The organism is Psychroflexus sp. MBR-150 (assembly GCF_053628795.1).
Map to the genome: position 1 here is coordinate 201,933 of NZ_JBRJHB010000003.1, position 24,890 is coordinate 226,822.

At 34.4% G+C, this 24,890-nt stretch carries 20 protein-coding genes; 10 read left to right on the forward strand and 10 right to left on the reverse strand.

The window, feature by feature from the left end; all coding sequences use genetic code 11:
• Positions 1 to 10 precede the first annotated feature (10 nt).
• The 3 genes from thrS to ACSSV5_RS03170 form a co-directional block, all read right to left on the reverse strand.
• Positions 11 to 1,951, reverse strand: a complete 1,941-nt coding sequence (gene thrS, locus ACSSV5_RS03160; protein WP_454244736.1) for a threonine--tRNA ligase — start codon at positions 1,949 to 1,951, stop codon at positions 11 to 13.
• Positions 1,952 to 2,173: 222 nt separating this feature from the next.
• A complete protein-coding gene (locus ACSSV5_RS03165; RefSeq protein ID WP_454244737.1) occupies positions 2,174 to 2,377 on the reverse strand; it encodes a hypothetical protein in 204 nt (67 codons plus the stop codon).
• Positions 2,374 to 2,520 (reverse strand): helix-turn-helix domain-containing protein, encoded by a 147-nt coding sequence (locus ACSSV5_RS03170; RefSeq protein ID WP_454244738.1) that lies wholly within the window; start codon positions 2,518 to 2,520, stop codon positions 2,374 to 2,376. The genes ACSSV5_RS03165 and ACSSV5_RS03170 overlap by 4 nt, the downstream gene beginning before the upstream one ends.
• A 246-nt stretch (positions 2,521 to 2,766) precedes the next feature.
• Here ACSSV5_RS03170 and ACSSV5_RS03175 point away from each other — a divergent pair, with 246 nt between their 5' ends.
• The 5 genes from ACSSV5_RS03175 to ACSSV5_RS03195 all read left to right on the forward strand — a co-directional run bounded on the left by ACSSV5_RS03175 (position 2,767) and on the right by ACSSV5_RS03195 (position 9,253).
• Positions 2,767 to 4,182: a vitamin K epoxide reductase family protein gene (locus tag ACSSV5_RS03175; RefSeq protein WP_454244739.1), complete on the forward strand. Its 1,416-nt coding sequence runs from the start codon at positions 2,767 to 2,769 to the stop codon at positions 4,180 to 4,182.
• 56 nt (positions 4,183 to 4,238) lie between these two features.
• Positions 4,239 to 4,460, forward strand: coding sequence for a hypothetical protein (locus ACSSV5_RS03180; protein ID WP_454244740.1), 222 nt, complete (start codon positions 4,239 to 4,241; stop codon positions 4,458 to 4,460).
• Between the two features lie 110 nt (positions 4,461 to 4,570).
• On the forward strand, positions 4,571 to 5,629 hold the full coding sequence (locus ACSSV5_RS03185; RefSeq protein ID WP_454244741.1) for a redoxin domain-containing protein: 1,059 nt from the start codon (positions 4,571 to 4,573) through the stop codon (positions 5,627 to 5,629).
• Positions 5,630 to 5,661: 32 nt separating this feature from the next.
• Positions 5,662 to 7,911: a peptidase domain-containing ABC transporter gene (locus ACSSV5_RS03190; protein ID WP_454244742.1), complete on the forward strand. Its 2,250-nt coding sequence runs from the start codon at positions 5,662 to 5,664 to the stop codon at positions 7,909 to 7,911.
• Between the two features lie 43 nt (positions 7,912 to 7,954).
• Positions 7,955 to 9,253 carry an HlyD family secretion protein gene (locus ACSSV5_RS03195; RefSeq protein ID WP_454244743.1) on the forward strand — a complete coding sequence of 433 codons (1,299 nt, stop codon included), beginning with the start codon at positions 7,955 to 7,957 and terminating at the stop codon, positions 9,251 to 9,253.
• A 30-nt stretch (positions 9,254 to 9,283) separates the two neighbouring features.
• Here the strand turns inward: ACSSV5_RS03195 and ACSSV5_RS03200 are convergent, their stop codons facing one another.
• The 6 genes from ACSSV5_RS03200 to thiL all read right to left on the reverse strand — a co-directional run bounded on the left by ACSSV5_RS03200 (position 9,284) and on the right by thiL (position 16,142).
• The gene (locus ACSSV5_RS03200) at positions 9,284 to 9,799 is read right to left on the reverse strand and encodes a gamma carbonic anhydrase family protein (RefSeq protein ID WP_454244744.1); all 516 of its coding nucleotides are present in this window, start codon (positions 9,797 to 9,799) and stop codon (positions 9,284 to 9,286) included.
• A 176-nt stretch (positions 9,800 to 9,975) separates the two neighbouring features.
• Positions 9,976 to 11,289 carry a UDP-N-acetylglucosamine 1-carboxyvinyltransferase gene (gene murA / locus ACSSV5_RS03205; protein ID WP_454244745.1) on the reverse strand — a complete coding sequence of 438 codons (1,314 nt, stop codon included), beginning with the start codon at positions 11,287 to 11,289 and terminating at the stop codon, positions 9,976 to 9,978.
• Positions 11,286 to 11,918, reverse strand: coding sequence for a DUF4290 domain-containing protein (locus tag ACSSV5_RS03210; protein WP_211064590.1), 633 nt, complete (start codon positions 11,916 to 11,918; stop codon positions 11,286 to 11,288). The genes murA and ACSSV5_RS03210 overlap by 4 nt, the downstream gene beginning before the upstream one ends.
• A 242-nt stretch (positions 11,919 to 12,160) precedes the next feature.
• Complete coding sequence (locus ACSSV5_RS03215; protein WP_454244746.1) at positions 12,161 to 13,141, reverse strand: LuxE/PaaK family acyltransferase; 981 nt, start codon at positions 13,139 to 13,141, stop codon at positions 12,161 to 12,163.
• An 88-nt stretch (positions 13,142 to 13,229) separates the two neighbouring features.
• Positions 13,230 to 14,990 (reverse strand): T9SS type A sorting domain-containing protein, encoded by a 1,761-nt coding sequence (locus ACSSV5_RS03220; RefSeq protein ID WP_454244747.1) that lies wholly within the window; start codon positions 14,988 to 14,990, stop codon positions 13,230 to 13,232.
• 99 nt (positions 14,991 to 15,089) lie between these two features.
• The gene (gene thiL, locus ACSSV5_RS03225) at positions 15,090 to 16,142 is read right to left on the reverse strand and encodes a thiamine-phosphate kinase (RefSeq protein ID WP_454244748.1); all 1,053 of its coding nucleotides are present in this window, start codon (positions 16,140 to 16,142) and stop codon (positions 15,090 to 15,092) included.
• 40 nt (positions 16,143 to 16,182) lie between these two features.
• Between thiL and ACSSV5_RS03230 the strand changes: the two genes are divergently transcribed.
• From ACSSV5_RS03230 to ACSSV5_RS03245, 4 genes are read left to right on the forward strand one after another with little or no spacing between them, the layout of a single operon-like run.
• Positions 16,183 to 17,592, forward strand: coding sequence for a choice-of-anchor B family protein (locus tag ACSSV5_RS03230; RefSeq protein ID WP_454244749.1), 1,410 nt, complete (start codon positions 16,183 to 16,185; stop codon positions 17,590 to 17,592).
• Complete coding sequence (locus tag ACSSV5_RS03235) at positions 17,589 to 18,974, forward strand: hypothetical protein (protein ID WP_454244750.1); 1,386 nt, start codon at positions 17,589 to 17,591, stop codon at positions 18,972 to 18,974. Before ACSSV5_RS03230 ends, ACSSV5_RS03235 begins: the two co-directional genes overlap by 4 nt.
• The gene (locus ACSSV5_RS03240; RefSeq protein ID WP_454244751.1) at positions 18,974 to 19,735 is read left to right on the forward strand and encodes an MbnP family protein; all 762 of its coding nucleotides are present in this window, start codon (positions 18,974 to 18,976) and stop codon (positions 19,733 to 19,735) included. The genes ACSSV5_RS03235 and ACSSV5_RS03240 overlap by 1 nt, the downstream gene beginning before the upstream one ends.
• Before the next feature lie 4 nt (positions 19,736 to 19,739).
• Complete coding sequence (locus ACSSV5_RS03245) at positions 19,740 to 20,810, forward strand: cytochrome c peroxidase (protein WP_454244752.1); 1,071 nt, start codon at positions 19,740 to 19,742, stop codon at positions 20,808 to 20,810.
• A 144-nt stretch (positions 20,811 to 20,954) separates the two neighbouring features.
• On the opposite strand, the gene ACSSV5_RS03250 is transcribed toward ACSSV5_RS03245, so the two are convergent.
• Positions 20,955 to 21,491, reverse strand: a complete 537-nt coding sequence (locus tag ACSSV5_RS03250; protein WP_454244753.1) for a TrmH family RNA methyltransferase — start codon at positions 21,489 to 21,491, stop codon at positions 20,955 to 20,957.
• Between the two features lie 572 nt (positions 21,492 to 22,063).
• On the opposite strand from ACSSV5_RS03250, the gene mutS reads away from it, so the two are divergent.
• Positions 22,064 to 24,634, forward strand: a complete 2,571-nt coding sequence (gene mutS, locus ACSSV5_RS03255; protein WP_454244758.1) for a DNA mismatch repair protein MutS — start codon at positions 22,064 to 22,066, stop codon at positions 24,632 to 24,634.
• Positions 24,635 to 24,890: the final 256 nt, after the last annotated feature.

Here is a 24,890-nt window from a genome sequence, read left to right on the forward strand (position 1 = left end):
AAGTTAAACTTTATCCGTTAAAAGTGCGTTTTTGCGCATTAACTTCTTTATTAATTAATTCAGAAAAATCATTGACACTCATTTCTCCTAAATCTTCTCCACCGTGTTTTCTAATTGAAACGCTCTGGTTATCAACTTCATTTTCTCCTACAATGATCATAAAAGGGATTTTTTGGGTTTCCGCATCTCGGATTTTTTTACCCATTGTTTCACTTCTATTATCAATGCGGGCGCGAATTTCGTGTTTTTTGAGCAAATTTAAAACTTTTTTAGAATAATTTTCATATTTCTCACTGATTGATAATATGATAGCTTGCTCATTGGTTAACCAAAGCGGGAAGTTGCCTGCAGTGTGCTCTAATAAAATAGCTATAAAGCGCTCCATACTACCGAACGGTGCTCGGTGAATCATCACAGGTCTATGCAATTCATTATCTGCTCCTTTGTAAGTCAAATCAAAGCGTTCAGGGAGATTGTAATCAACTTGTATTGTGCCGAGTTGCCATTCGCGATGCAAGGCATCTTTAACCATAAAGTCTAATTTTGGACCGTAAAATGCCGCTTCTCCTGTTTCTATGTGGTAATTTAGATGTTTTTCTTTGGCGGCTTTCAGGATGGCATCTTCTGCTTTTTTCCAGTTTTCCTCAGAGCCTATATATTTTTCTTTATTATCAGGATCTCTTAGGGATACTTGTGCTGTGAAGTTTTCAAAACCAAGTGAGCCAAAGACATAGAGTACAAGATCAATTACTTTTTTAAATTCTTCATCAAGTTGGTCTGGTGTGCAGAAAATATGGGCATCATCTTGTGTAAAACCTCTAACTCTTGTTAGACCATGAAGTTCGCCACTTTGTTCATAGCGGTAAACTGTGCCAAATTCGGCATAGCGTTTAGGTAAATCTTTATAACTCCAGGCTGCTGAATTGTATATTTCGCAGTGATGTGGACAATTCATTGGTTTCAGCAGAAACTCTTCGTTGTCTTTTGGTGTGGTAATGGGTTGGAAACTATCTTCGCCATACTTTTCATAGTGTCCAGAAGTGACATATAAATCTTTGTGGCCAATATGTGGCGAAATTACTTGCTCGTAACCTGCTATTTGTTGGGCATCTTTCAGAAAATTTTCAAGACGTTCACGTAGTGCTGCTCCTTTTGGTAGCCAAAGTGGTAAACCTTGACCTACTTTTTGCGAAAATGTGAATAACTCAAGAGCTTTACCCAGTTTTCTGTGGTCTCTTTTTTTGGCCTCTTCCAACATATCAAGATACTCTTTAAGCATCTTTTGCTTAGGAAAAGCAATGCCATAGACTCTTGTAAGTTGAGGGTTGGTTTCATCACCTCGCCAATATGCACCAGCAGCAGTCAGAAGTTTAACCGCTTTAATAAATCCTGTATGAGGAATATGACCGCCACGGCATAAATCGGTGAAATCGTCGTGATCACAAAAGGTGATTTCGCCGTCTTCTAAGTTTTCAATCAATTCAGTTTTGAAAGGATTATTTTTGTAATACTCTAAAGCCTGTTGTTTAGAAACTTCTCTGAGTTTAAACTCGTGTTTTTGCCGTGCAATTTCCAGCATGGTTTTTTCAATTTTGGGAAAATCTTTTTCAGAAATACTGTCTTCTCCAAAATCAATATCGTAATAAAAGCCTTGATCAATGGCTGGACCAATAGTAAGCTTGGCTTTAGGATAAAACTTTAAAATGGCTTGTGCCATCAAGTGTGCTGCCGAGTGCCAAAGGGCTTTTTTACCTTCTTTATTATCAAAGGTATAAAGCACTAATTTTCCGTCTTCATTTAAAGGTGTTGAGGTTTCAACGGTTTTACCATTATACGAGGCTGAAATGACATTTCTTGCCAGTCCGTGGCTTATACTTTGTGCGACATCAAAGGGTGTTGAGCCACTTTCCATTGGTTTGACACTACCATCAGGTAAAGTTATATTGATCATTTATTTTAAAATTTTAGGCAAAGATAATCAAGTGTTGAGTTTTGGTTGGATTTGGTGTAGGAAATTTTGAATTATAAATTTTAAATGATTCTAAGTTTTTTTAAAGCTTTAAAAATAATTATGCTATAATGATAATGATTTATTGCTACATCTTTACATTTTCAAATTACCAAATTACCAAATTACCCAATTACCACATTAGCACATTACCAAATTAGCACATTAATCTTCTTCAAGCTTCTTAATCCTCGCCTCCAGCAATTCTATATACTTTTGCTGTGAATCGAGTAATGCTTTAGGAACTGTGTAAACCTTTTGAGTGCCGTGGTTTATACCAATAGATTGATCTTTACAATCTATATGGTAACGCGTATCATGCTCATAAATCTCATCTAATTGCACCTCAAGGATATCCGCCAATTTCATCCATTCATCTGGTCTGATATGATATGAGATATGCCTTTTTCTCGACGATTATAACTCGACACGTTCATACAGAGGTAATCTGCCAACTGTTGCTGAGAAAAACCTTTTTGTTTTCGGGTGGTGATGAGTTTTGTTTTTTGCATAGCAAGTAATTATTGCGTAAATATGCAAATATAATTGCAAAATAAAAAATTTGATATTTTAAAGACAACTCATAATTTAGCAACATGTCTTTTTCGTCTCATACATTATATAAATTTGTAGAGCTCAACAAATACGATGTTAGTTTTGCTGAAATAAATCGTTTACTGAAAAGCGATATTAGCGATGGTATGTAGCCTATAACGAATACTTTAGACTTATTAGATATCCCTAATTTAGCTATTGAGTTGCCTAAAAGTTCTTTCAACCAATTGCCAAATTGCTTTATCGCTCAGGTCAGTCAAGATGAAAAATACAATTTTGTTTTAGTAAGCAAAAAGGATGATAAAAATGTTGTCATTACATATGGAGACAATAAAAAGGGTATTTTACCAAATGACGAATTTTTAAAACATTGGACTGGCACGGCCATCGTTGCTGAGGAAAATAAAAATCATAAAAAATCATTTTTCCAAAATATAGACACCTCAAAAGTTGGAATAATTATTGGAATAGTTTTGATGCTTTCTTATTTGTTTTCAGTATATAATGACTATACAATTTTAATTTTTGCCATTTTTTCATTTACTGGTTTTGGCTTGAGTATGCTTATTTTAAAAGAAAAATATGGCAACATTGGCCAACCCTCAAAATACTGCTCTATAAACAATAATACCAGTTGTAATGCTGTGTTAAACTCTAAATATGCTAAGCTTTTTAACACTGTTGATTTAAGTGATGTAACTGTAGTTTACTTTGCTTTTATAACACTGGGGCTTTTTTCAGGAGCTTTAAATCTATTACACTTATCATTTGCTGTTCTTTCAATACCAATTATAATTTACTCTGTTTACTTTCAATATTTTAAAATACAAAAGTGGTGTCCCTTGTGTTTAGGAATTGCATTTGTATTATTAGCTCAATCTGTTTTATTGGGTATAAATTACACTAAATTTTTGAGCATAAACATCTCTCAGTTTTTATACCATTTCAGTCTTCTTGCAGTGATTTTGGTAGTATGGTATCATATCAAAATATTATTAAAAACATATTCAAAGCACGAAGGCTTGATGATTGAAAATTTGAAGTTTAGAAGAAGCCTTAAGTTATTTTTGCCATTTTACGATAGTCTAAAGCCAATTGAGAGTGAAATTGACCAGCAATTTACTATTAGCCTAGGCAATAAAAATGCTGCAAATACCATTACAATAATTACGAATCCCTTTTGTCAATTTTGTAAGAAAGCTCATAACACTTATATTGAATTATTAAACGAGCATCAAAATGACATACAATTTAAAGTTGTGTTTTTACAAATGGAAGGCAATCTTAATAATATTAAAAAAGATATTTTTAAAAATCTCATAGGTGTTTATAAAGAACAAGGCAAATTAGCTTTTGTAAAAGCATTAAACGATTGGTATGAAAGTGAAAACCCAAAACAATGGCTTGAGAGCTGGACAACGAATACAAAAGATACTGAACTGATTTTGAATGAACATTTAAAATGGTGTGTAATAAACAATATTTATAAAACGCCATGTATTTTGCTCAATGCTAAGCTATTTCCAGAGTCTTATCATATCGCCGATATTAAATATTTTATAGAACCTATTTTTTATAAACAAACAGAATATAACAATACACTTGCAAGTAAGACGTAAGCCTTAAGCGTCTATAATTGATTAAGGTTTTTTTCAAACAATTAAATTTTTATGTTATGTTAAAAAATATTTTAAATTTAGATGGAGTTGCTGTTTTAGATAAGAAGCAGCAAGAAATTATAGAAGGTGGTCTACGTGATCTACAACTCTTTTCAGGAAGTGGTTGTGTAAAATGTACAGATAATTCAGACTGTGGTAGCGGGGGTGTATGCGCTATTTATGAAGATAGTACAGGTAATTGCCCCTATACATGCGGTTGTGGTAGATATTGCCTCTAATTTTTAATACCTTTAAGCAAAAAGTCCACCAATATTAGGTAGGCTTTTTGCTTATCATTTTAGTAAAATTTAATTTAAAAAAAACATTTAGATTTCAAATTATTAGATATATGCTATCAAAAAATGCAATTATATTCTTAAAAATTCTTTTAATATTTATTATTTTAAGTTGTAACACAAAAAAAACAGAACTTTATTTTAAATTAAATGGTGCCATAGCTAAAGATCACTTTCCTGAATTTATTATAATTGAATACAATGGAATAAAAGATACTGCTGAAATTAGAAATAATCAATTTCTTTTTAAAGGAAAAATAGATTCACCCTCTAAAGCATTTCTTTCAGTTCCTCCAGCATCTACAGTTAATAGACCATTTTATATAGAAAATGTCAATATGAATCTTTTTATCTCAATAGAAAAGAAGAAATATAAAGGTATAGATTTAAACTTTATTAATATAGATTCAGTGTTAGGCACAAAAACAGCATTGATAAAAAATGATTTTGATAAGTTTAAAGAATTGAACAAAAATTCTAAAAATTGGAGTGAAAAGCTATATGATAAGCTTTATAATTTAATAATAGATAATTCTGATAATCAATATATGGGAGATTTATTAGCTTATTATTCTAATGATACCATCTTAGACAATAACAAACTACTTACTTTGTATAATAAATTAGATCATAATGAACAATCGCTTTGGAGTCTTGAAAAAATTAAGAAAACCATTTTCCCCGATTCGATTGCTAAAATAGGGAATAAATTTACTGATTTTAGCCTAGTAGATACAGAAGGAAATACAAGAAACACTAATGAATTTAATGGATCTATATTTTTAATTGATTTTTGGGCTTCTTGGTGTGCACCATGTAGAAAACAAAATCCTGAATTTATAAATATCTATAATGAATTTCATGATAAAGGATTTGAAATTTTAGGTGTTTCTATTGATACAGATAAGAGAAAATGGATAAAAGCTGTTAAGACTGATAAATTACCATGGTTAAATTTAATTGACAAAAGAGGCATTAAAAGTCCAATTCTTATTAAATATGATGCCGCATTAGGAATTCCTAAAAATTGGTTGATTGACCAAAATAGTAAAATATTAGAATCTGATTTGTCACCAAATGAATTAAGATCATATTTAAAGCAAAACTTATAATCATAATTATATTAACTAATTTTAATTATTGATTGAAAATATTTCCTAACTACAAACAACCCGATTACAAAGACTGTGGTCCGACATGTGTAAAAATCATTTCAAAGCACTTTGGTAAAAACATCCCATTACAACAGCTCCGCAACCTTACCCAAACCACAAGAAGTGGAAGCAGCCTCTTAAACCTCAGTGAAGCTTTTGAGGATATCGGTTTTAAAACCTTAGGAGTCAAATTAAGTCTTTCTAGATTAACTGAAGCCCCTTTGCCTTGTATTGTGCATTGGAACAAAAATCATTATGTCGTTTTATATAAATGCCCCTCTTCCGTCTCCCCTAAGGGGAGAAACTTATTAAAATCCCCCTTTGGGGGAATTAAAGGGGGCTTTTATGTAAGTGACCCAGCACACGGCCTGTTAAAATATACAAAAGACGAATTCTTAAAACATTGGATAGGCAACAACGCCACAGCAGAAACCGAAGAAGGTATTGCGCTTTTACTAGAACCCACAGCTAAATTTTATAGTTCAGATTTTGATATAGATAAGGAAAACCAAGAATTTGGTTTTAAATTCTTAACCAGATATCTTTTTAAATACAAATCCTTTTTATGGCAATTGGTCATCGGCCTAATCGCCTCGAGCTTACTCCAACTTATTTTTCCATTTTTAACCCAAAGTGTTGTCGATGTTGGGATTAAAAATCAGGATATTCATTTTATTTATTTAATCCTATTTGCACAATTGGCGTTGTTTATAGGCAGAACATCTATTGAAGTTATCCGCAGTTGGATTTTGTTGCATTTGAGCACACGTATCAATATTTCCTTAGTCTCAGACTTTTTTATCAAACTCATGAAGTTGCCCATCGCCTTTTTTGATACGCGTATGACTGGAGATATTTTACAACGTATCAATGACCACAGACGTATAGAACGTATTTTAACTACCTCGTCTTTAAATGTGTTGTTTTCTATGGTCAACTTAGTGGTGTTTAGCATTGTTTTGGCCTATTATAGTTTGTTGCTGTTTGGCATTTTTATGTTAGGCAGTGTGTTGTATTTTTTATGGATTGTCATTTTTCTAAAAAAACGTCGTGATTTAGACTATAAGCGTTTTTCGGAAGTCAGCCAAGAGCAGAGCAAAGTGATTGAGCTCATTAACGGCATGCAGGAAATCAAACTCCACAACGCCGAAAAACAAAAACGCTGGTCGTGGGAATTTGTGCAGGCACGGTTGTTTAAAGTGTCTATTGAGGGTTTAGCGCTTGAGCAATACCAAAGTGTAGGTTCTGGGTTTATCAACGAAGTTAAGAACATTTTAATCACCGTTTTGTCTGCAAAGTTGGTGATAGACGGCGAAATCACCTTAGGAATGATGTTAGCCGTGAGTTATATCGTTGGTCAACTCAACTCGCCAATTGCACAACTTATCAATTTTATACGAGAAGTTCAAGATGCTAAAATTTCGTTGGACAGGCTTTCTGAAATTCATAATAAAGAAGACGAAGAGACACCTGGGCAACAAAAAATCAGTGATATTCCGCCGTCCAGTGCAATGAGTTTAAACCAAGTGTCTTTTAGATACATCGGCTCTGATCAATTGGTTTTAAAAGATTTAGATTTGGTGATACCTGCCAATAAAGTAACGGCTATTGTTGGGGTAAGTGGTAGTGGTAAAACCACCTTGATGAAACTTTTACTTAAATTCTACGACCCGATTGAAGGCACAATTGAACTTGGAAAACTCAATATGAAAAATGTCTCTCAAACCACCTGGCGTAACGAATGTGGTGTAGTGATGCAAGAAGGCTATATTTTTAATGATAGCATAGCGAGCAATATTGCCGTTGGCGAAGATTATATTGATAAGCAGAAACTTGCCCATGCTGTAGATGTTGCCAACATCAAAGATTTTATTGGGAGCTTACCGCTGTCTTACAACACCAAAATTGGTATGGAAGGCGTGGGTATTAGCACAGGTCAAAAACAAAGGTTGTTGATTGCCCGAGCCGTTTATAAAAACCCTAACTTTCTATTTTTTGATGAAGCCACCAGTGCTTTAGATGCCAATAACGAAAAAATAATCATGGAAAAGTTAGACGAATTTTTTGAAAACAAAACCGTGGTCGTTATAGCCCATCGTTTAAGCACTGTAAAAAACGCCCATCAAATTGTGGTTTTAGATCAAGGAAAAATCGCTGAGATTGGAAACCATGCAGCATTGGTAAAGCAAAAAGGAAATTATTATAATTTGGTAAAAAATCAACTTGAACTAGGGAATTAAGGAGCCCATCCCAAACCCTTCCCAAAGGGAAGAGCTCTAATATATGGAAAAAAATAAACTTGAAAATATCGACTTAAGAAGTGAGGAGGTCCAAGATATCCTGACAAAAGTCCCACATTGGATGATACGATGGGGCAATGTTTTGTTTTTATCGCTAATCCTCCTGATTTTATTGCTGTCATGGTTTGTAAAATATCCAGACATCATTGCTTCTGAAGCCATAGTGACGACTAAACTTCCACCACAAAAAATCATAGCGAGAACAACAGCTAAACTTGATACTATTTTAGTCAGTGATAATCAAAAGGTAAAAGATAATCAGCTTTTAGCAGTTTTGGAAAATCCCGCAAATTATAAGGATGTTTTAGATTTGAAAAAGATCTTAGATGAGATACATTTAGATAATGACAGTATTTATTTTCCAATAGATAGAATCCCAGCAATCTTCAATCTCGGTGAAGTGGAGAATGCTTATGTGCAATTTGAAAACGCTTATATTGAATATGAGGTTAATCAGCAATTAAAACCCTATTCTTATCAAGTTCAAGCTGGTAATTACACCATTCGGGAACTTGAAACCAGACTTACAAATCTCTACGCACAATTTGATTTAAAACGAAAAGAATTAAAACTCGCTAGAAATGATTTGAAGCGAAATGAGACGCTATTTAGCAAAGGGGTCATTTCTGCACAAGAATTTGAAAACAAACAATTGATGTTTGCCCAAGCCGAAAGGGATTTTAAAAATTTTCAAACCACATTATCGCAAACCAAACAGGCCATCAGTGGTGCTAAAAACAATTTAAAAGGCACCGAAATAGGTCAGATTAAAGACAACAAAATCTTGTTTAGACAAGTGGTTCAAGCTTATAATCAATTGAACTCTAGTATAAAAAATTGGGAATTTAGGTTTGTCTTTCGTTCAAATCTTGACGGGAATGTTAGTTTTTTAAACATTTGGCATAAATCTCAAAACATCAACCAAGGCGATATAGTGTTTACTGTTATTCCTAAAAACTATCAAAACTATGTGGCTCGATTAAAAACGCCAATTCAAAATTCAGGTAAAATAAAAAAGGGACAACCAGTAAATTTAAAACTCAACAACTATCCCGACCAGGAATACGGCGTTTTAAAAGGTAAAGTCAATAATATTTCACTTATACCTGACCAAGAAGGTTTTTACAATATAGAAGTAGATTTACCTAAAAAACTAACAACGACTTACGATAAAACTTTAGAGTTTAAACAAGAAATGACAGGCATAGCAGAAATCATCACCGAAGATTTACGATTGATAGAGCGGTTTTTCTATCAGTTTAGAGAATTAGTGAATAGGTGATTCCAGACTCTAATTTTTTTCTAACCCATTTTAATCCTTAAACCACCCTGAATATTTCACATAACTTTCAGCGATTCTGTCAATTTCACCTTGGGTTAATTCTGGGCTGATCTCTTTTATTTTTTTGGCAGGCACACCTGCGTAAATGCTGTTAGATTCTACAACTGTATTTTGAGTCACCACGGCACCAGCGGCAATGATACTATTTGAATTTACCACGCAGTTGTCCATCACAATACTGCCCATTCCTACCAATACGTTGTCGTGAATCTTACATCCGTGAACAATGGCATTATGACCAATAGATACACTGTTACCAATATTAGTAGGGTGTTTTTGGTAGGTGCAATGAATGACTGCTCCGTCTTGAACATTGACTCTATCGCCCATTTTGATATAATGTACATCACCTCGTATAACGGCGTTAAACCATACGCTACATTGTTTTCCCATCTTAACATCACCAACGATGGTCGCATTTTCAGCGATAAAACAATCTGATGGTATTTCAGGAGATTTGTTGTTTACGGGAAGGATTACTGGCATATTTTACAGTTTAAAGTTTATGAGTTTATAAGTTTTTTAACCGCAAAGGACGCAAAGGATAGCACAAGGTTCGCAAAGTTTTATCAGGCAAATTTTTATATTATTTCGTCTTAACTAAACATATAACTTGCTCTCTACTAACCTCTACGGACTAAAAGCTACCAACTCATAGCCGACTAATCATACCGATGAATCTTAGCGCCAATAGCTTTTAGTCTTTCATCAATGTTTTCATAGCCACGGTCTATTTGTTCTATGTTGTGAATGGTTGATGTGCCTTTAGCAGACAAAGCCGCAATCAGCAGAGAAATTCCAGCTCTAATATCTGGGCTAGTCATCGTGGTGGCTTTGAGTTGCGATTTAAAATCGTGACCAATAACCGTTGCTCTATGCGGATCGCATAAAATGATTTTTGCACCCATATCAATCAACTTATCGACAAAAAACAGACGGCTTTCAAACATTTTTTGATGGATAAGCACACTCCCGCGAGCCTGTGTAGCAACAACCAACATCACACTGAGTAAATCTGGTGTAAAACCTGGCCACGGAGCGTCTGAAATATTCATAATAGAACCGTCAATAAAACTGGTCACTTCATAACCATTATTGTGTCTGGGAATAAAAATGTCGTCTCCTTTTTTTTGAATATTAATTCCTAACTTTTTAAAGGTTGCTGGGATGATGCCTAAATTTTCCCAACTCACATCTTTGATAGTGATTTCGCTTTTGGTCATTGCTGCAAGACCAATCCAAGAGCCTATTTCAATCATATCAGGTAAAACTTTGTGGGTACAACCTTTGAGATTTTCTACACCTGTAATATGAAGAAGGTTTGAACCAATACCCGAAATTTCAGCCCCCATTTTATTCAACATTTTGCAGAGTTGTTGGATGTATGGTTCGCAAGCCGCATTATAGATTTGAGTTTTGCCTTTAGCAAAAACAGCTGCCATAATAATGTTGGCTGTTCCTGTGACAGAAGCTTCTTCAAGAAGCATATCAGTTCCTTTGAGACCTTTGTCGGTTTCAACTCCGTAAAAACGTTCTTCTTTGTTGTATCTAAATTTGGCACCGAGTTTTATAAAACCAGAGAAGTGAGTATCCAATCGTCTTCTGCCTATTTTATCACCGCCAGGTCTTGGAATATAACCTTTGCCAAATCGTCCGAGAAGTGGACCAATAATCATAATAGAACCTCTCAAGCCACTGCCTTCTTTTTTGAATTGTTCGCTTTGTAGATAGTCCAGATTAAGTTCATCACTCATAAAACTGAAATGGCCTTTGCCGAGTTTTTGAATTTTAACCCCAAGATTTTCTAAAATATCTATCAGTTTATTGACATCTCTAATGTCTGGAATGTTTTTAATTTCAACTTTTTCTGGTGTCATCAAAACTGCACAAAGAACTTGTAGAGCTTCGTTTTTTGCACCTTGTGGCGTGATGTTTCCTTTGAGTTGATGACCGCCTTCTATGACAAATGAACTCATTTTTTGTAGCGTTTACGTCCTTTGTTTTTATAATTTTTTTTATGCTTTCGCTTATTGTGGTTCTTAACTAAATCTGTTGCTTCGCTTAAAGTTTCATCGTCAGGTTTTAAAGTTAATTTGCCATCGCTTAGTTCTTCTAAATGTTTAAAAATCACACTGTCTTTAACCGAATCTCTGTTCCAGTTTAGAAAACACTTTTTCATATGATTGGCAATAGTGTAAACTAAAGCTTCTTTAAGTTTGCCATCTTCAACTTTTATAGCTTCGTTTATCATTCGGCTGATGTTGTTGCCGTAAAAGCGATATTTAGGATGATTTTGTGGATAGGGAAGTGGCTCGGGTTTTCTGTATAATTCTTCTTTATCTGGCATATCAAAAGGAGCATCAACATCAAGTTTAAAGTCGCTTATAATAAAAAGTTGATCCCATAACTTTTGCTGAAAGTCGTTAGCATCTCGATGGTTGGGATTGATGTTAGCCATAACTTCAACAATAGCATGAGCCATTTGGGTTCGTTTAGTTTTGTCTTTTTCTTCGAGGCAGTGTTCTACCATTTTTTGAACATGTCTGCCGTATTCTGGAATAACGAGTTGGTTGCGTTCTGAGTTGTATTCTAAGTAATTTGTCAAAATGAGAAATTTTTAATGATGCAATTTATAAAAATTAACTTATATCCTATTTAAAATCTAAATTATAATTTTAAGATTCTTAAATTTAGACAATATTGCAACAAAACAAAACCCCGACTCAAATGAATCGGGGTTTTGAATTAACTAACCAATCTATTATGAAAAACTTCATCCTAGCATTACATTAGACGCATGAAAGTCTAAAAAATTGCATCTGTTAACACATATTTAACTAAACTTAATTACAATGTTAAAAGGTTGCAACCTCTAACATCGCTATAATCAAAGCGTCCTATAATTTTTAGCTTATTTTTTTTAACATTTTGTCCTAAATCTTGTGTGGCAATAAAGGCACAAGAATTGATATTTGCTAAATCAATCACATTTATACCACCTGTTTTTGTGAAATCTTCAAAAATATGTAGTGGGTCTTCAGGATCTCTGATAAAAACCTTCATTGTTGGCGGTAATTCAAAAATACCATCAGCTTTTGAGTAAGCTTGAGACAACAATTCAGTCATGCCGTATTCGCTATGAATGTGCTTAACACCAAATCCTTTTGTTAGTTTTTGATGAAGTTCATCTCGTGTGATTTCTTTTCGCCTGCCTTTCATTCCACCAGTTTCCATCACTATGGTATGATTTAATTTTAAATTATAACTTTCTACAAAATCCAATAACGCAAATGAAACTCCAATAAGTATGGTTTTTTGTTTCTTGGCTTCAAGTTTTAATAAAGTTTCTTTTAAACGATTTAAATCATCTAGAAAAAAGCCACTATCTGGTTGTCTTGTTTTTTCGATCAAGTGATTGACCATATAAATTAATGAAGAGCCGTTTCGTTCAAGATAGGAAGGTAAAAGTGCCAAAATGGTATAATCTTCTATCGAGCCATATTGAGCTTGAAATATTTGACAGAAGTTCTTCTGATATAATTCGATGTCTGTGATGTGGTGTTTGCTTGTTTGTTGACCTGTTGTGCCACTGCTTGTAAAAACTTTTTGAACCAATTGTTGAGAGGATAAAATTTTAAATTTTTTAAAAAATTCTATCGGTAAAAAAGGAATGCTTTTGAGTGAATTTACATTATCTGGATGTTTGTTAAAATGCTTACAAAACTTTTGATAGACTTCACAATTGTTATACTGATACTCAAAAACTTTAAAGCACAAAGTTTTGAAGTCTGTTTCAGTTTTGATATTTAACACCCGATTACTGTCCATCTTTTTCTTTATTAAGCCAAGTTACAATAATAAAAAAAGTGCTACTTAAAAATAAGTAGCACTTTTATAAAAATTATTTAAATAAAATTTATTTGATGATTAACTTCTTAGTTGTTGAAGCTTCATTTTGATTGATTTTAACCAAATAAACGCCACTTTGTAATTGACTAACGTTGATGTTTTGATTTTGTATTTGATTAAATTCTAACACGCGTTTTCCTAAAACATTATAAACTTCAATATCAAAAGCTTGATTATTTTGACTTTTAATATTAAAGCTACCTTTGTTAACTGGGTTAGGGTAAAGGCTAAAATTGTTAACAGCAACATCATTAAGACCTAAAGTAACATCAATATCGGCAAGGCTTCTTGGGTAAATTTGGGTAGAACCATTAAATTCTGCAGCCAAACCAACTATTCCATCGATTTGAGTATCGGGAATAACTGTGCCAATATAATCTGCACCGAAGAATTCAGTTCTTACATCAGATACATCTGTGCCATTACTAAATTCATAATTGGTGCCAGTGTTAAAAACTGCAGTGCCATCACCATCAGTAAAAGTTACATTTTCAAAACCAACGAGTAATGATTCATAGGTTTCAAAATTTGCGTTGTAGTCAGCTAAAGTTAAAACTAAAGGAGAAACAGAGGTAGAACCTGAAACTGTTCCAGCATCTTCTATCGGTTCAAATGTCAAGACCCCATTTTCTTCTCTAGTAAAACCTTTAAGACCTGAAACTTGATCACCTTCAGCATAAACACCATTTGGTATCACGCCATCGAAATCTTGAACAAATATTCCAGATGGAGTGGCATCTTGAAACCATTTTCTGTTTTGAAAACCATCTCCATGTGTAAAAGTACTTGGACCAGTAATCTCGTAAAAACGACCTAAACCATTGGCATCAACATCAGCTCTTAGAGCTGTAATATCAGCGACTTGAATATAACCTAAAGCCTCTAAAGTTATGGTATAAGAAGCTTCAGTATTTGGTAAATCTACATCTGAATTATCTTTTAAGACAGCGTTGAGTTGATAGGTTTTACCCGCTTCAAAAGGGGTTATACTGATAGGCTGATTAGCTAAATCAAAGAGATTCCCAGATTGGTGAGTGCCACCATCAGTAAGATTTAAAATCTCCCAAGAGACATATCCATCGGCTTCAGTTGCTGTGCCAGGTTCACCTATAGTAAAGTTAATGATTTCAAATTCTAATTGAGTTTGGTCTAATTCGTTAGGAGCAATAATTGCATTTGAGCCACTGGGTTCAGCATCGACAACGCTCAAAGATGGTATTGGTGTTCCGCCAAAAGTTTGGTTAGCATTTACCGAACCAAAACTTGATGGTGATGAATCTGCCCATGTAAAATTTTCGTAAACGGTTCCAGAGCCTGTTAGTTGAAGTGATTCTCCTACTGGAGAACTACTACTCTCTTCTACACCAATATCTTCAGAAGTCATTCCGCTTGCTGGTCCATCAACAGCTGTTATTGTGCCTTCATAGCTTAAAAATTGAATTACAGTTCCAGAATCATCAACCAAAGCTAAACCGTCTGGTGCACCATTTTGCAAACCACTAATTAAAAAACTTAATGTGCCATAACCATTATCTTGGTCTGGGATTACGCCACTTAAGCTTTCAGTACCGTAAGTCGAACTGTTATTACCATTGTATTTTTCTATAGTCCATCCAGATAAATCTGTTCCAGCAGGACCTGCAATTTCTATACCTTCGTCAGCATCACTACCACTATTATCATAATGAATTTCATTGACAAATACTGAAGTTTGCGAAAACGTAAGGCTTACAAAGAGTAAAGACATTAAAAGAGTAATTTTTTTCATAATTGTATGATTTTTAGTTTTTACAAATTTATTAAAAATAATGCAAACTTTGATTTTAAATTATGATTTAACCTTATCTTAAACTAATCTTGTGTTAATTTATTCATCATCTTCAGAAATAGCAGACCATCCACGGGCTTTGAGTGGTATTTTTTGATTGGCTCGAGTGATGATGTGTACACCTTCTTTAGCTGTAGTGATATGACCAATCACACTTAAATGTGGATTGGCTTTGATTTTTGGGAAATCGTCTTGTTTAATTGTAAACAAAAGTTCGTAATCTTCTCCACCATTTAAAACTACCGTTGTGCTATCAAGTTGAAATTCTTCACAAGTTGAAATGACAGTTGGGTCTAAAGGCATTTTTTCTTCATAAAGATTAGCACCAACTTGCGAAGCTTTGCAGATATGAAGTATTTCTGAAGACAAACCATCGCTAATATCAATCATACTTGTAGGTTGAACCTCTAATTTTTCTAATAACAAAGGAATGTCTTTTCTTGCTTCGGGTTTAAGTTGGCGTTCTATGATATAAGAATAAGGCGTTAAATCAGGTTGGTTTTGTGGGTTGACTTTAAAGACTTCGTTTTCTCGCTTTAAAACCTGCAAACCCATATAAGCCGCACCTAAATCGCCTGAAACTACTAATAAATCATTATCTTTTGCACCACTTCTTTTGGTGATTTTTTCATCCTTTGCTGTCCCGATAGCTGTAACCGAAATTTGAAGTCCTTTGACTGATGATGTAGTGTCGCCACCAATCAAATCTACATTGTAAATTTCACAAGCTTTTTGTATTCCTGCATAAAGCTCTTCAAGTGCTTCAACTGTAAACCGATTGGAACAAGCTATGGATACTGTAATTTGTGTAGCTTTTGCATTCATAGCGTAAATATCTGACAGATTGACAATTACAGCTTTATAACCCAAATGTTTTAATGGCATGTAGGCTAAATCAAAATGAACGCCTTCAACGAGTAAATCTGTACTGATTAAGGTTTGGTTTTTGTGATCTATAATAGCAGCATCATCGCCAATTCCAAGTTTTGTTGAAGTTTGACTTATGTTAAAATTTGTAGTTAAGTGGTCAATTAATTTGAATTCTCCTAATTCTGTGAGCTTCGTTTTACTATTTTTGTGATTATCAAGCATTAAGTTTTTTTTGCAAAACTACATGATTTAAATTATCTACATGAAAAAAACTCTGGTTTACATATTTTTTGTTTCTGTATTAGTCAATGCACAAACACCTTGTAATAACGGTCAAGTTGGGATATATTCTTGCAACGGCTATGATTTACAATCTCATATTGATTTAAGTGCTTTAAATGCCAATTCTGGCAATGATTCTTGGGGCTGGACTGACCCATTAGATGATAAAGAATATGCCATAGTTGGTTTAAATAACGGTACGGCTTTTATTGATATCAGCCAACCTACAAATCCTATTTATTTCGGTAAATTGCCGACGCACACTTCAAATAGTAGCTGGCGTGATATTAAAGTTTATCAAAATTATGCTTTTATTGTGAGTGAAGCCAGCGGACACGGTATGCAGGTTTTTGACTTAACCAATCTTAGAAATGTTACAAATCCGCCTATCACCTTTTCAGAAGATGCCCATTACGACGGTTTTGGTAACGCTCATAATGTTGTAATCAATCCAACTCAAGCTTTTGCTTATGCCGTTGGCACGCAAACTTTTAGTGGCGGACCACATGTGGTTGATATTTCTGATCCGCTTAATCCTACTTTTGCAGGCGGTTATGCTGACGATTTTTATACCCATGACGCTCAAGTTGTAACTTACACAGGTCCTGATTCAGATTACCAAGGCGACGAAATATACATCGGAAGCAACGAAGATGAAGTTGTGATTCTCAATGTTACAGATAAAGCAAATATCAGTAATATTTCTACAATTTCTTATGCCAATATCGGATATACTCATCAAGCTTGGCTAACGGAAAATCAACAATATCTATTGCTTGGCGATGAAACAGATGAACTCAGTTTTGGTTTTGATACACGAACCATCATTTTTGATTTAACCGATTTAGATGCACCGACAGTTTATATGGAATACACAGGAAACACAAGTGCTATTGACCACAATGGCTATGTGAAAAATGGATTGTTTTATCAAGCCAATTATAATGCCGGATTACGTGTGATTGATATTTCAGATATCAGTAATCAAAATATTAACGAAGTTGGCTTTTTTGATACTTTTCCCCAAAATGATAATGTTGGGTTCAGTGGATTGTGGAATGTTTATCCGTTTTTTGAAAGTGGAAATATTGTGTTGAGTGATATTGACTCGGGTTTTTATTTAGTTAAAAGTTCAACTTTATCAAATGATGAATTTGTTGAAGAAAATGAGATTAGTATTTATCCCAATCCTGTAGATGATTTTGTCAATATTAAAATGAAATCTCAATCCATAAATAATATTAAAATTTACGATCAATTAGGAAAGATAGTTTATAACAAAAACAAAATAAATAGATTAGATTTTAGTTTTAATATCAATAACTTGTCAAGTGGCATTTATATTTTAAATATTAATGATGCCATACACCAAAGATTGATTGTGAGATGAAATTAAAAATTATTCATATTTTTTTTATCGCCACTTTAGTTGCTCTTTCGTCATGTGAAAATTCTAACAATGACAACACTGTTGATGATGATAACAACGAAGAACCCAATTTTGCTTTTCAAAACACTTTAGAAACGCTTAAAACTTATGGCGGTGGTCAAGAAGACGATGCCTTATCAGTAGTTGAAACTCAAGATGGAAATATTGCCGTTTTAGGTTTTACACAAAGTAATGACGGCGATGTTACGGGAAAAACGACCACAGATAGCGACTATTGGTTATTAAAATTAGATAAAGACCTTAATTTGATATGGCAAAAGACCTTTGGCGGAAGTAGCGATGATCGCGGTCAAAAAATTATAACTACAGCAGATGGCGGATTTTTGATAACAGGATTTTCAAGAAGTACAGATGGTGATGTTTCAGAAAATTTTGGATTCCATGACTTTTGGACTTTAAAACTCAGTGCTTCTGGCGATATCATTTGGGATAAAAGTTTTGGTTTTTCTGGCAATGACAGATCTTATAGTGCTATTCAAACCTCAGATGGTGGCTATTTTGTAAGTGGATTTTTAGATGTCAGTGCCAGCGGTGGAGAAGGCAATGATGATGGCAATGCACAACGGTCTAAATCTTTGTTTGCCAAACACGGTGTTGGCGAGTTTTGGGGCATCAAACTCGATGCTAATGGTCAAACCCAATGGCGACGCTTTTTTGGTGGAACAAACAACGACCGTTCTTATGATGTTATAGAAGCATTTGACGGCAATATTATTATGATTGGTAACTCTGAAAGCGACGATTTTGATATCACTAATCCACGAGGAAGTTATGATATATGGGCAGTAAAAGTCAACCTTCTAGGTGATTTGGTTTGGCAGAAAAACTTTGGTGGAAGTAGTATAGAAATTGGATATAGCATTGCCAAAACCTTTGATGGAAATTATGTTTTGGCAGGCGATACCAGAAGTAGTGATGCAGATGTGACCAATCTTAAAGGCAATTCCGATTTTTGGGCAATTAAATTTGATGACAACGCTCAAATGATCTGGCAAAAAACCTACGGTGGTAGCGATTTTGAATCTGCAAGAGATGTGTTGGAATTACAATCGAATGAACTTTTAATTAGTGGAAGTTCAAAAAGTATTGATAATCAAGTATCTAATAACTTTGGACAAAATGATGTCTGGATAGCTTTAACCGATGACAATGGCAATTTAAAAAATGAAATAAACATTGGTGGCTCTAATTTAGATTTTGCTCAAGAAGCCATTCAGCTACAAAATGGAGAAGTGATAGTAGTTGGTAGCAGCGAAAGTCTAGATGAAATTATTACAGAAAATAAAGGAGGAAAAGATGTTTTAATAATAAAATTGAAATGATGAAAACGATAAAACAAACAAGTCTAATTTTGATGTTTTGCATAGTTTTAAATGCTTGCAGTTCAGATAATACAAGTCAAGAATATGGAGATTTAGAAATCAATTTCGCTAATGTTGTTGGGGATAATAATTTAGAATTGAACACAGAAACTTATGCTAAAAACGGCAATGAAACTTATTCAGTTTCTGAACTCAAATACATCATCAGTAATATTGTTTTAACCGATACTGATGGCAATCAATTTGTCTATCCACAAGCAGACAGCTATTTCTTGATTAATGAAGCTATTCCACAATCTCAAAACATCAAATTACAAAACATCAATGCCAATACTTACACCTCAATTAGCATTGGTTTTGGTGTTGATCAAAGCAATTATCCATTAAATGGCGTTGATAATTTTGTGCCAACGGCCGAAGAGCAAGATATGTTATGGTCTTGGTCTGCGGGTTATAGATTTCTAAAATTTGAAGGTATTTATAGCTCAGATAATGCCATAGATAAACCATTTTCTTATCATATTGGCAGTCACGGTCAAAATATGGATAATTACCGAGAAATCACGTTGAACTTTTTACAACCTATAGCTCTAAATTCTTCAGAAACCCCACAAGTCAATATCAATTTTGATGTACAAAAAATATTTAATGCTGACTACGCTTTGTTATTGTCAGATAAAGACGACATCCAAATTGACCCAGATAGAGCTCCAAAAATTGTTGACAATATCACAAAAGCTTTTGAAATTGTTTTAAACTAAAATAATGAGATTTTTAATATTTTTCTTAGGAATTTTAATTTTAAGTGCATGTCAAAATGAAGCTTTAGATGAATCTTATGAAAATATTTCAGATGAAAATGAAGTTCAAGAAAATGTGTTTTTAGATTTGAATATTCCTTCAAATTTTCCCGAACCAACCTACGAAATTGACAATAACAAACCCACAATAGCTGGTTTTGAACTAGGAAAAAAATTATTTTACGATGGACGATTGTCTTCTACTGGTGTGATTTCATGTGGATTTTGTCATATCCAAGATTTTGCTTTTACACATCACACACATATTGTGAGTCATGGCGTCAATGGTGCTTTAGGAACACGTAACGCACCGCCATTACAGAATATGATTTTTATGGAAGATTTTAATTGGGACGGCAGTGTTTCTCATCTTGACGCACAACCTGTGGTGCCAATTACAACAGAATTTGAAATGAATGAAAGCGTAACAAATGTGCTCAACAAGCTTCAAAATGATGAAGAATATGTGCAAATGTTCAATTCAGCTTTTGAAAATGATACTATTGATACCCAAAATATGTTTAAAGCCATTTCTCAATTTGTGATGATGATGGTGTCTGCAGATTCAAAATACGATAAAGTGATGCGTAATGAAGGCAGTAGTTTTACAGAAATAGAAACTCAAGGCAATGCCGTTTTTGAACAAAAATGTGCCTCTTGTCATGCAGGAACATTGTTTACAGATCAAAGCTATCGCAATAATGGTTTACCTGTTGATTCACAATATAATGATGAAGGTCGGAAACGAGTTACAGGAGAAGAAATGGATAAATACAAGTTTAAAGTGCCGAGCTTAAGAAACATTGCGATTACCTTTCCTTATATGCATGACGGCAGGTTTCAAACCTTAAGAGATGTTTTAGATCATTACGATTCTGGAATGGTGCAAACTCAAAATTTGGATAGTATTTTTATTCAAGATAATGGTCAATTGGGAATTCCGCTTACTGAAATTGAAAAAGATCAAATCATTGCTTACCTCAATACGTTGACGGATGATAATTTTTTATTGGATGAAAGGTTTGCAGAGTTTTAGAAATAGACTTTATACCAATTTGAACAAATAAAAGTTGTGAATAAAAAAAAGATAAAAGTATGATATTGAGTAAATTTTAAAGATCTCGTATTTTCGGGAGACTTTTAAAATAACATTAAGGATATGAAATTTGTTATTCAAAAATTAGCCTCTAAAGTTTGAGGATTGAACAAACTGCCAACAGCAAATACCAACACTCACAGAAATGTTAACAGAATGTTTAGTGCCGAATTGTGGAATTTCTAAAACCTCATCACTTTGGTCAATAACCGCTTGTTGAACGCCTTTGACTTCATTGCCAAAAATCATAGCATAAGTTTCATCAGGCTCAAACTTAAAATCTTGAAGCATACAGCTTTCGTCAGCTTGTTCGATGCTTAAAATTTTGATGCCGTTTTGCTTTAATTTTTCAACGACATTAAGGGTTTCTTTATCGTAAGCCCATTCTACACTGTCCGTTGCACCAAGAGCTGTTTTTTGAATATCGCGATGCGGTGGTTGAGCGGTGATGCCGCACAGATATATTTTTTGAATTCTAAATGCATCTGCTGTCCTAAATACAGAACCGATATTATTAAGACTTCTGATGTTGTCTAAAAGTAAAATCAGCTTCGATTTCCTAGAAGATTTGTAATCTTCCACACTCAGGCGGTTGAGCTCTTCGTTTTTTAATTTTCGCATAATAAGGCTTATAATACAAAAGTAAGAATTTTAAAGCCTTTGATTTTTACTATTAGTTTTGGATTTTGTTTAGAACTTTTGAGATTGAGTTTTCTCAGCACACTCTGCGAAAACTCTGTGTGCTTTGCGTGAAAAGCCAGAGTATCAACAACATCAACATGAACTAAATCTTATATTAACGTGAGTTTGATATAAATTCCAATAAAATACAGATATTTAATCATTTGTCATGTTGACAGAGCGAAGCATGAGCGACGAGACATCTCAGAAGGATGAGATTTCTCCTCATTCTTCATTCGAAATGACAAAATTTGCTTACAAAAAGATGTAACCATCTGATTTACAGCTTTCAATAAATCTAACTCACGTTCTATTACTTCAAGTATTTTAAATTATCCTTCTATCACATTTTCAAATTACCACTCCGACGAATACTCCCAAGTTTGTATTGTAAGGGCAAGCATTATTAAATTGCCAAAATAGATTTTCAAACATCAGTCTTAATAGTTAAATTCGCCAATTAGTGTAAATCATATATTTTGACCAAGAAAAAAGCATCGATTACGCCTTTGATGAAGCAATACAATGCGATTAAGCAAAAACACCCTGACGCATTGTTGTTGTTTAGAGTTGGTGACTTTTATGAAACTTTTGGTGAAGATGCTGTTAAAACCGCACGAATTCTTAATATCGTTTTAACCAATAGAAATAACGGCAGTGAGCGGACTGAATTGGCGGGATTTCCTCACCATTCGATCAATACGTATTTACCGAAACTTGTCAAAGCTGGTCAACGGGTAGCAATTTGCGACCAGTTGGAAGATCCTAAAATGACCAAGAAAATCGTCAAACGTGGCGTTACAGAATTGGTTACGCCTGGCGTGGCTTTAAACGATGAGGTGTTAACCAGTAAGTCTAATAATTTTCTTTGTGCCATTCACTTTTCAAAAACCAATATTGGTGTTGCTTTCCTCGATATTTCTACGGGTGAATTTTTAACTTCAGAAGGTTCAAAAGATTATATAGACAAGCTTTTACAGAACTTCTCACCCAGTGAAGTTTTGATATCAAAATTGCACAAAAATCAATTTAAATCGGATTTCGGCGAAGATTTTAATTGCTTTTTTCAAGACAATTGGTTGTTTAAAATTGATTATGCACAAGAAACTCTAAACGCGCATTTTCAAACCAATTCGCTCAAAGGTTTTGGTATTGAACACTTAGAGTCAGGCATCATTGCTGCTGGAGCAATTATGCATTATTTATCAGAAACCCGTCACGATAAATTGCAGCACATCAATAATATTTCACGTATTAGCGAAGAGGCTTATGTGTGGATGGACCGCTTTACTATTCGCAATCTCGAGTTGTATCACGGCAATTCACAGCAAGCCGTTACACTTCTCGATGTCATTGACAAAACCATATCGGCGATGGGTAGTCGAATGCTCAAACGTTGGTTGTCTTTGCCGCTTAAGCAACGCGAAAAAATTGAAGAACGCCTTAATGCTGTTGAGTTTTTAAATCAAAATCAAAATTTACTTCAAAACATACAAAACCAACTTAAACAAATCAGTGATTTAGAACGATTGATTTCTAAGGTTGCCACTCAAAAAGTCAATCCAAGAGAATTATTACAACTTAAAGATTCCCTAGAAGCTATCATTCCGATTAAAACAGAATTGGCTAAAAATGATAACGAAGCCTTAAAAGTTATTGCAGACAATTTACATACTTGCGAATTGTTAAGAGAAAAAATTAAAACGGCTATTCATCCTGAAACGCCTGTTTTGCTCAATAAAGGCAATGTTATTGCTAAAGGCTTTCACGAAGAATTAGATGAGCTGAGAAAATTAGCTTATTCAGGAAAAGATTATCTCGACGACATGCTCAAAAGAGAATCGGAAAACACTGGAATTTCAAAACTAAAAATAGGCAATAACAATGTGTTTGGGTATTATCTTGAAGTTCGCCACGCTCATAAAGACAAAGTGCCTGAACATTGGATTAGAAAGCAAACTCTTGTGAACGCCGAACGCTACATCACAGAAGAACTGAAAACTTATGAAGCCAAGATATTAAGTGCTGAAGAAAAAATCAGTGTGCTTGAAGCTGAACTTTACGACAATCTTGTGGTTTGGTGTCGAGATTACATCAAACCCGTTCAGCAAAACGCTATTTTGGTGGCAAAGTTAGATGTGCTTTGTGGGTTTGCACAGTTGGCTTTAGAAGACCAATACCACAAACCACAAATCAGCGATGATTTTAATTTAGATATCAAAGCAGGACGACATCCTGTGATTGAAAAACAACTGCCAGAAGGCGAAGCTTATATTGCCAATAATGTATTTCTTGACCGTGAGGAGCAGCAAATCATTATGATTACTGGCCCAAATATGAGTGGTAAATCGGCTTTGCTTCGTCAAACCGCTATCATTGTTTTGTTGGCTCAAATGGGAAGTTTTGTTCCTGCTGAATCCGCTGAAATCGGGTTGGTTGATAAAATTTTTACCCGTGTCGGTGCGAGTGACAATATCTCTATGGGCGAATCGACATTTATGGTGGAGATGAACGAAACGGCGAGCATTTTGAACAATATTTCAGAACGCAGTTTGGTTTTGCTCGACGAAATCGGTCGCGGCACAAGTACTTATGATGGTATTTCAATCGCTTGGGCGATTACGGAATATTTGCACGAACACCCATCAAGAGCTAAAACATTGTTTGCTACCCATTATCACGAACTCAACGAAATGACCCATAAGTTTAAGCGTATTAAAAATTATAATGTTGCGGTTAAAGAATACAAGGATAGAATTTTGTTTTTGAGAACCTTAAAACCTGGCGGTAGTGCACATAGTTTTGGGATTCACGTCGCTAAAATGGCAGGGATGCCACAACATGTCATTCATAAAGCTGAAAAGATTCTGAAAAAATTAGAAGAATCGCACGCCACTGAAGACTCTGCCGAAACGCTCAAGGCAGCTACACAAGACTCACAACTCAGTTTTTTTCAGTTAGACGATCCCTTGTTAGAAGATATCAAACAAGAAATTTTAAATTTAGAAATAGATACCTTAACGCCTGTAGAAGCTTTGATGAAATTGAATGAGATTAAGCGAATGTTGAGTGATAAAAAATAAATTTTCATTTTACTTTGACATTATAAGAAAAAGCTTAAATTTGCATCCGCAATTTTATTGCACGAATGCGAATGTAGCTTCCCGAAGTGTCGGGATTAGAGCATCATCCGCCCGAGGCTGATGAGGGTCGCGTCTCGATTAATGCGAAAGTAGCTCAGGGGTAGAGCATCATCCGCCCGAGGCTGATGAGGGTCGCGTCTCGATTAATGCGAAAGTAGCTCAGGGGTAGAGCATCATCCGCCCGAGGCTGATGAGG

What these genes read in the sequence shown, in the direction of transcription:
- thrS (WP_454244736.1), bottom strand. Translation starts at nt 1,951, where the DNA reads ATGATCAATATAACTTTACCTGATGGTAGTGTCAAACCAATGGAAAGT.
- ACSSV5_RS03165 (WP_454244737.1), bottom strand. Translation starts at nt 2,377, where the DNA reads ATGAAATTGGCGGATATCCTTGAGGTGCAATTAGATGAGATTTATGAG.
- ACSSV5_RS03170 (WP_454244738.1), bottom strand. Translation starts at nt 2,520, where the DNA reads ATGCAAAAAACAAAACTCATCACCACCCGAAAACAAAAAGGTTTTTCT.
- ACSSV5_RS03180 (WP_454244740.1), top strand. Translation starts at nt 4,239, where the DNA reads ATGTTAAAAAATATTTTAAATTTAGATGGAGTTGCTGTTTTAGATAAG.
- ACSSV5_RS03185 (WP_454244741.1), top strand. Translation starts at nt 4,571, where the DNA reads ATGCTATCAAAAAATGCAATTATATTCTTAAAAATTCTTTTAATATTT.
- ACSSV5_RS03195 (WP_454244743.1), top strand. Translation starts at nt 7,955, where the DNA reads ATGGAAAAAAATAAACTTGAAAATATCGACTTAAGAAGTGAGGAGGTC.
- ACSSV5_RS03200 (WP_454244744.1), bottom strand. Translation starts at nt 9,799, where the DNA reads ATGCCAGTAATCCTTCCCGTAAACAACAAATCTCCTGAAATACCATCA.
- murA (WP_454244745.1), bottom strand. Translation starts at nt 11,289, where the DNA reads ATGAGTTCATTTGTCATAGAAGGCGGTCATCAACTCAAAGGAAACATC.
- ACSSV5_RS03215 (WP_454244746.1), bottom strand. Translation starts at nt 13,141, where the DNA reads ATGGACAGTAATCGGGTGTTAAATATCAAAACTGAAACAGACTTCAAA.
- ACSSV5_RS03220 (WP_454244747.1), bottom strand. Translation starts at nt 14,990, where the DNA reads ATGAAAAAAATTACTCTTTTAATGTCTTTACTCTTTGTAAGCCTTACG.
- thiL (WP_454244748.1), bottom strand. Translation starts at nt 16,142, where the DNA reads ATGCTTGATAATCACAAAAATAGTAAAACGAAGCTCACAGAATTAGGA.
- ACSSV5_RS03230 (WP_454244749.1), top strand. Translation starts at nt 16,183, where the DNA reads ATGAAAAAAACTCTGGTTTACATATTTTTTGTTTCTGTATTAGTCAAT.
- ACSSV5_RS03235 (WP_454244750.1), top strand. Translation starts at nt 17,589, where the DNA reads ATGAAATTAAAAATTATTCATATTTTTTTTATCGCCACTTTAGTTGCT.
- ACSSV5_RS03240 (WP_454244751.1), top strand. Translation starts at nt 18,974, where the DNA reads ATGAAAACGATAAAACAAACAAGTCTAATTTTGATGTTTTGCATAGTT.
- ACSSV5_RS03245 (WP_454244752.1), top strand. Translation starts at nt 19,740, where the DNA reads ATGAGATTTTTAATATTTTTCTTAGGAATTTTAATTTTAAGTGCATGT.
- ACSSV5_RS03250 (WP_454244753.1), bottom strand. Translation starts at nt 21,491, where the DNA reads ATGCGAAAATTAAAAAACGAAGAGCTCAACCGCCTGAGTGTGGAAGAT.
- mutS (WP_454244758.1), top strand. Translation starts at nt 22,064, where the DNA reads ATGAAGCAATACAATGCGATTAAGCAAAAACACCCTGACGCATTGTTG.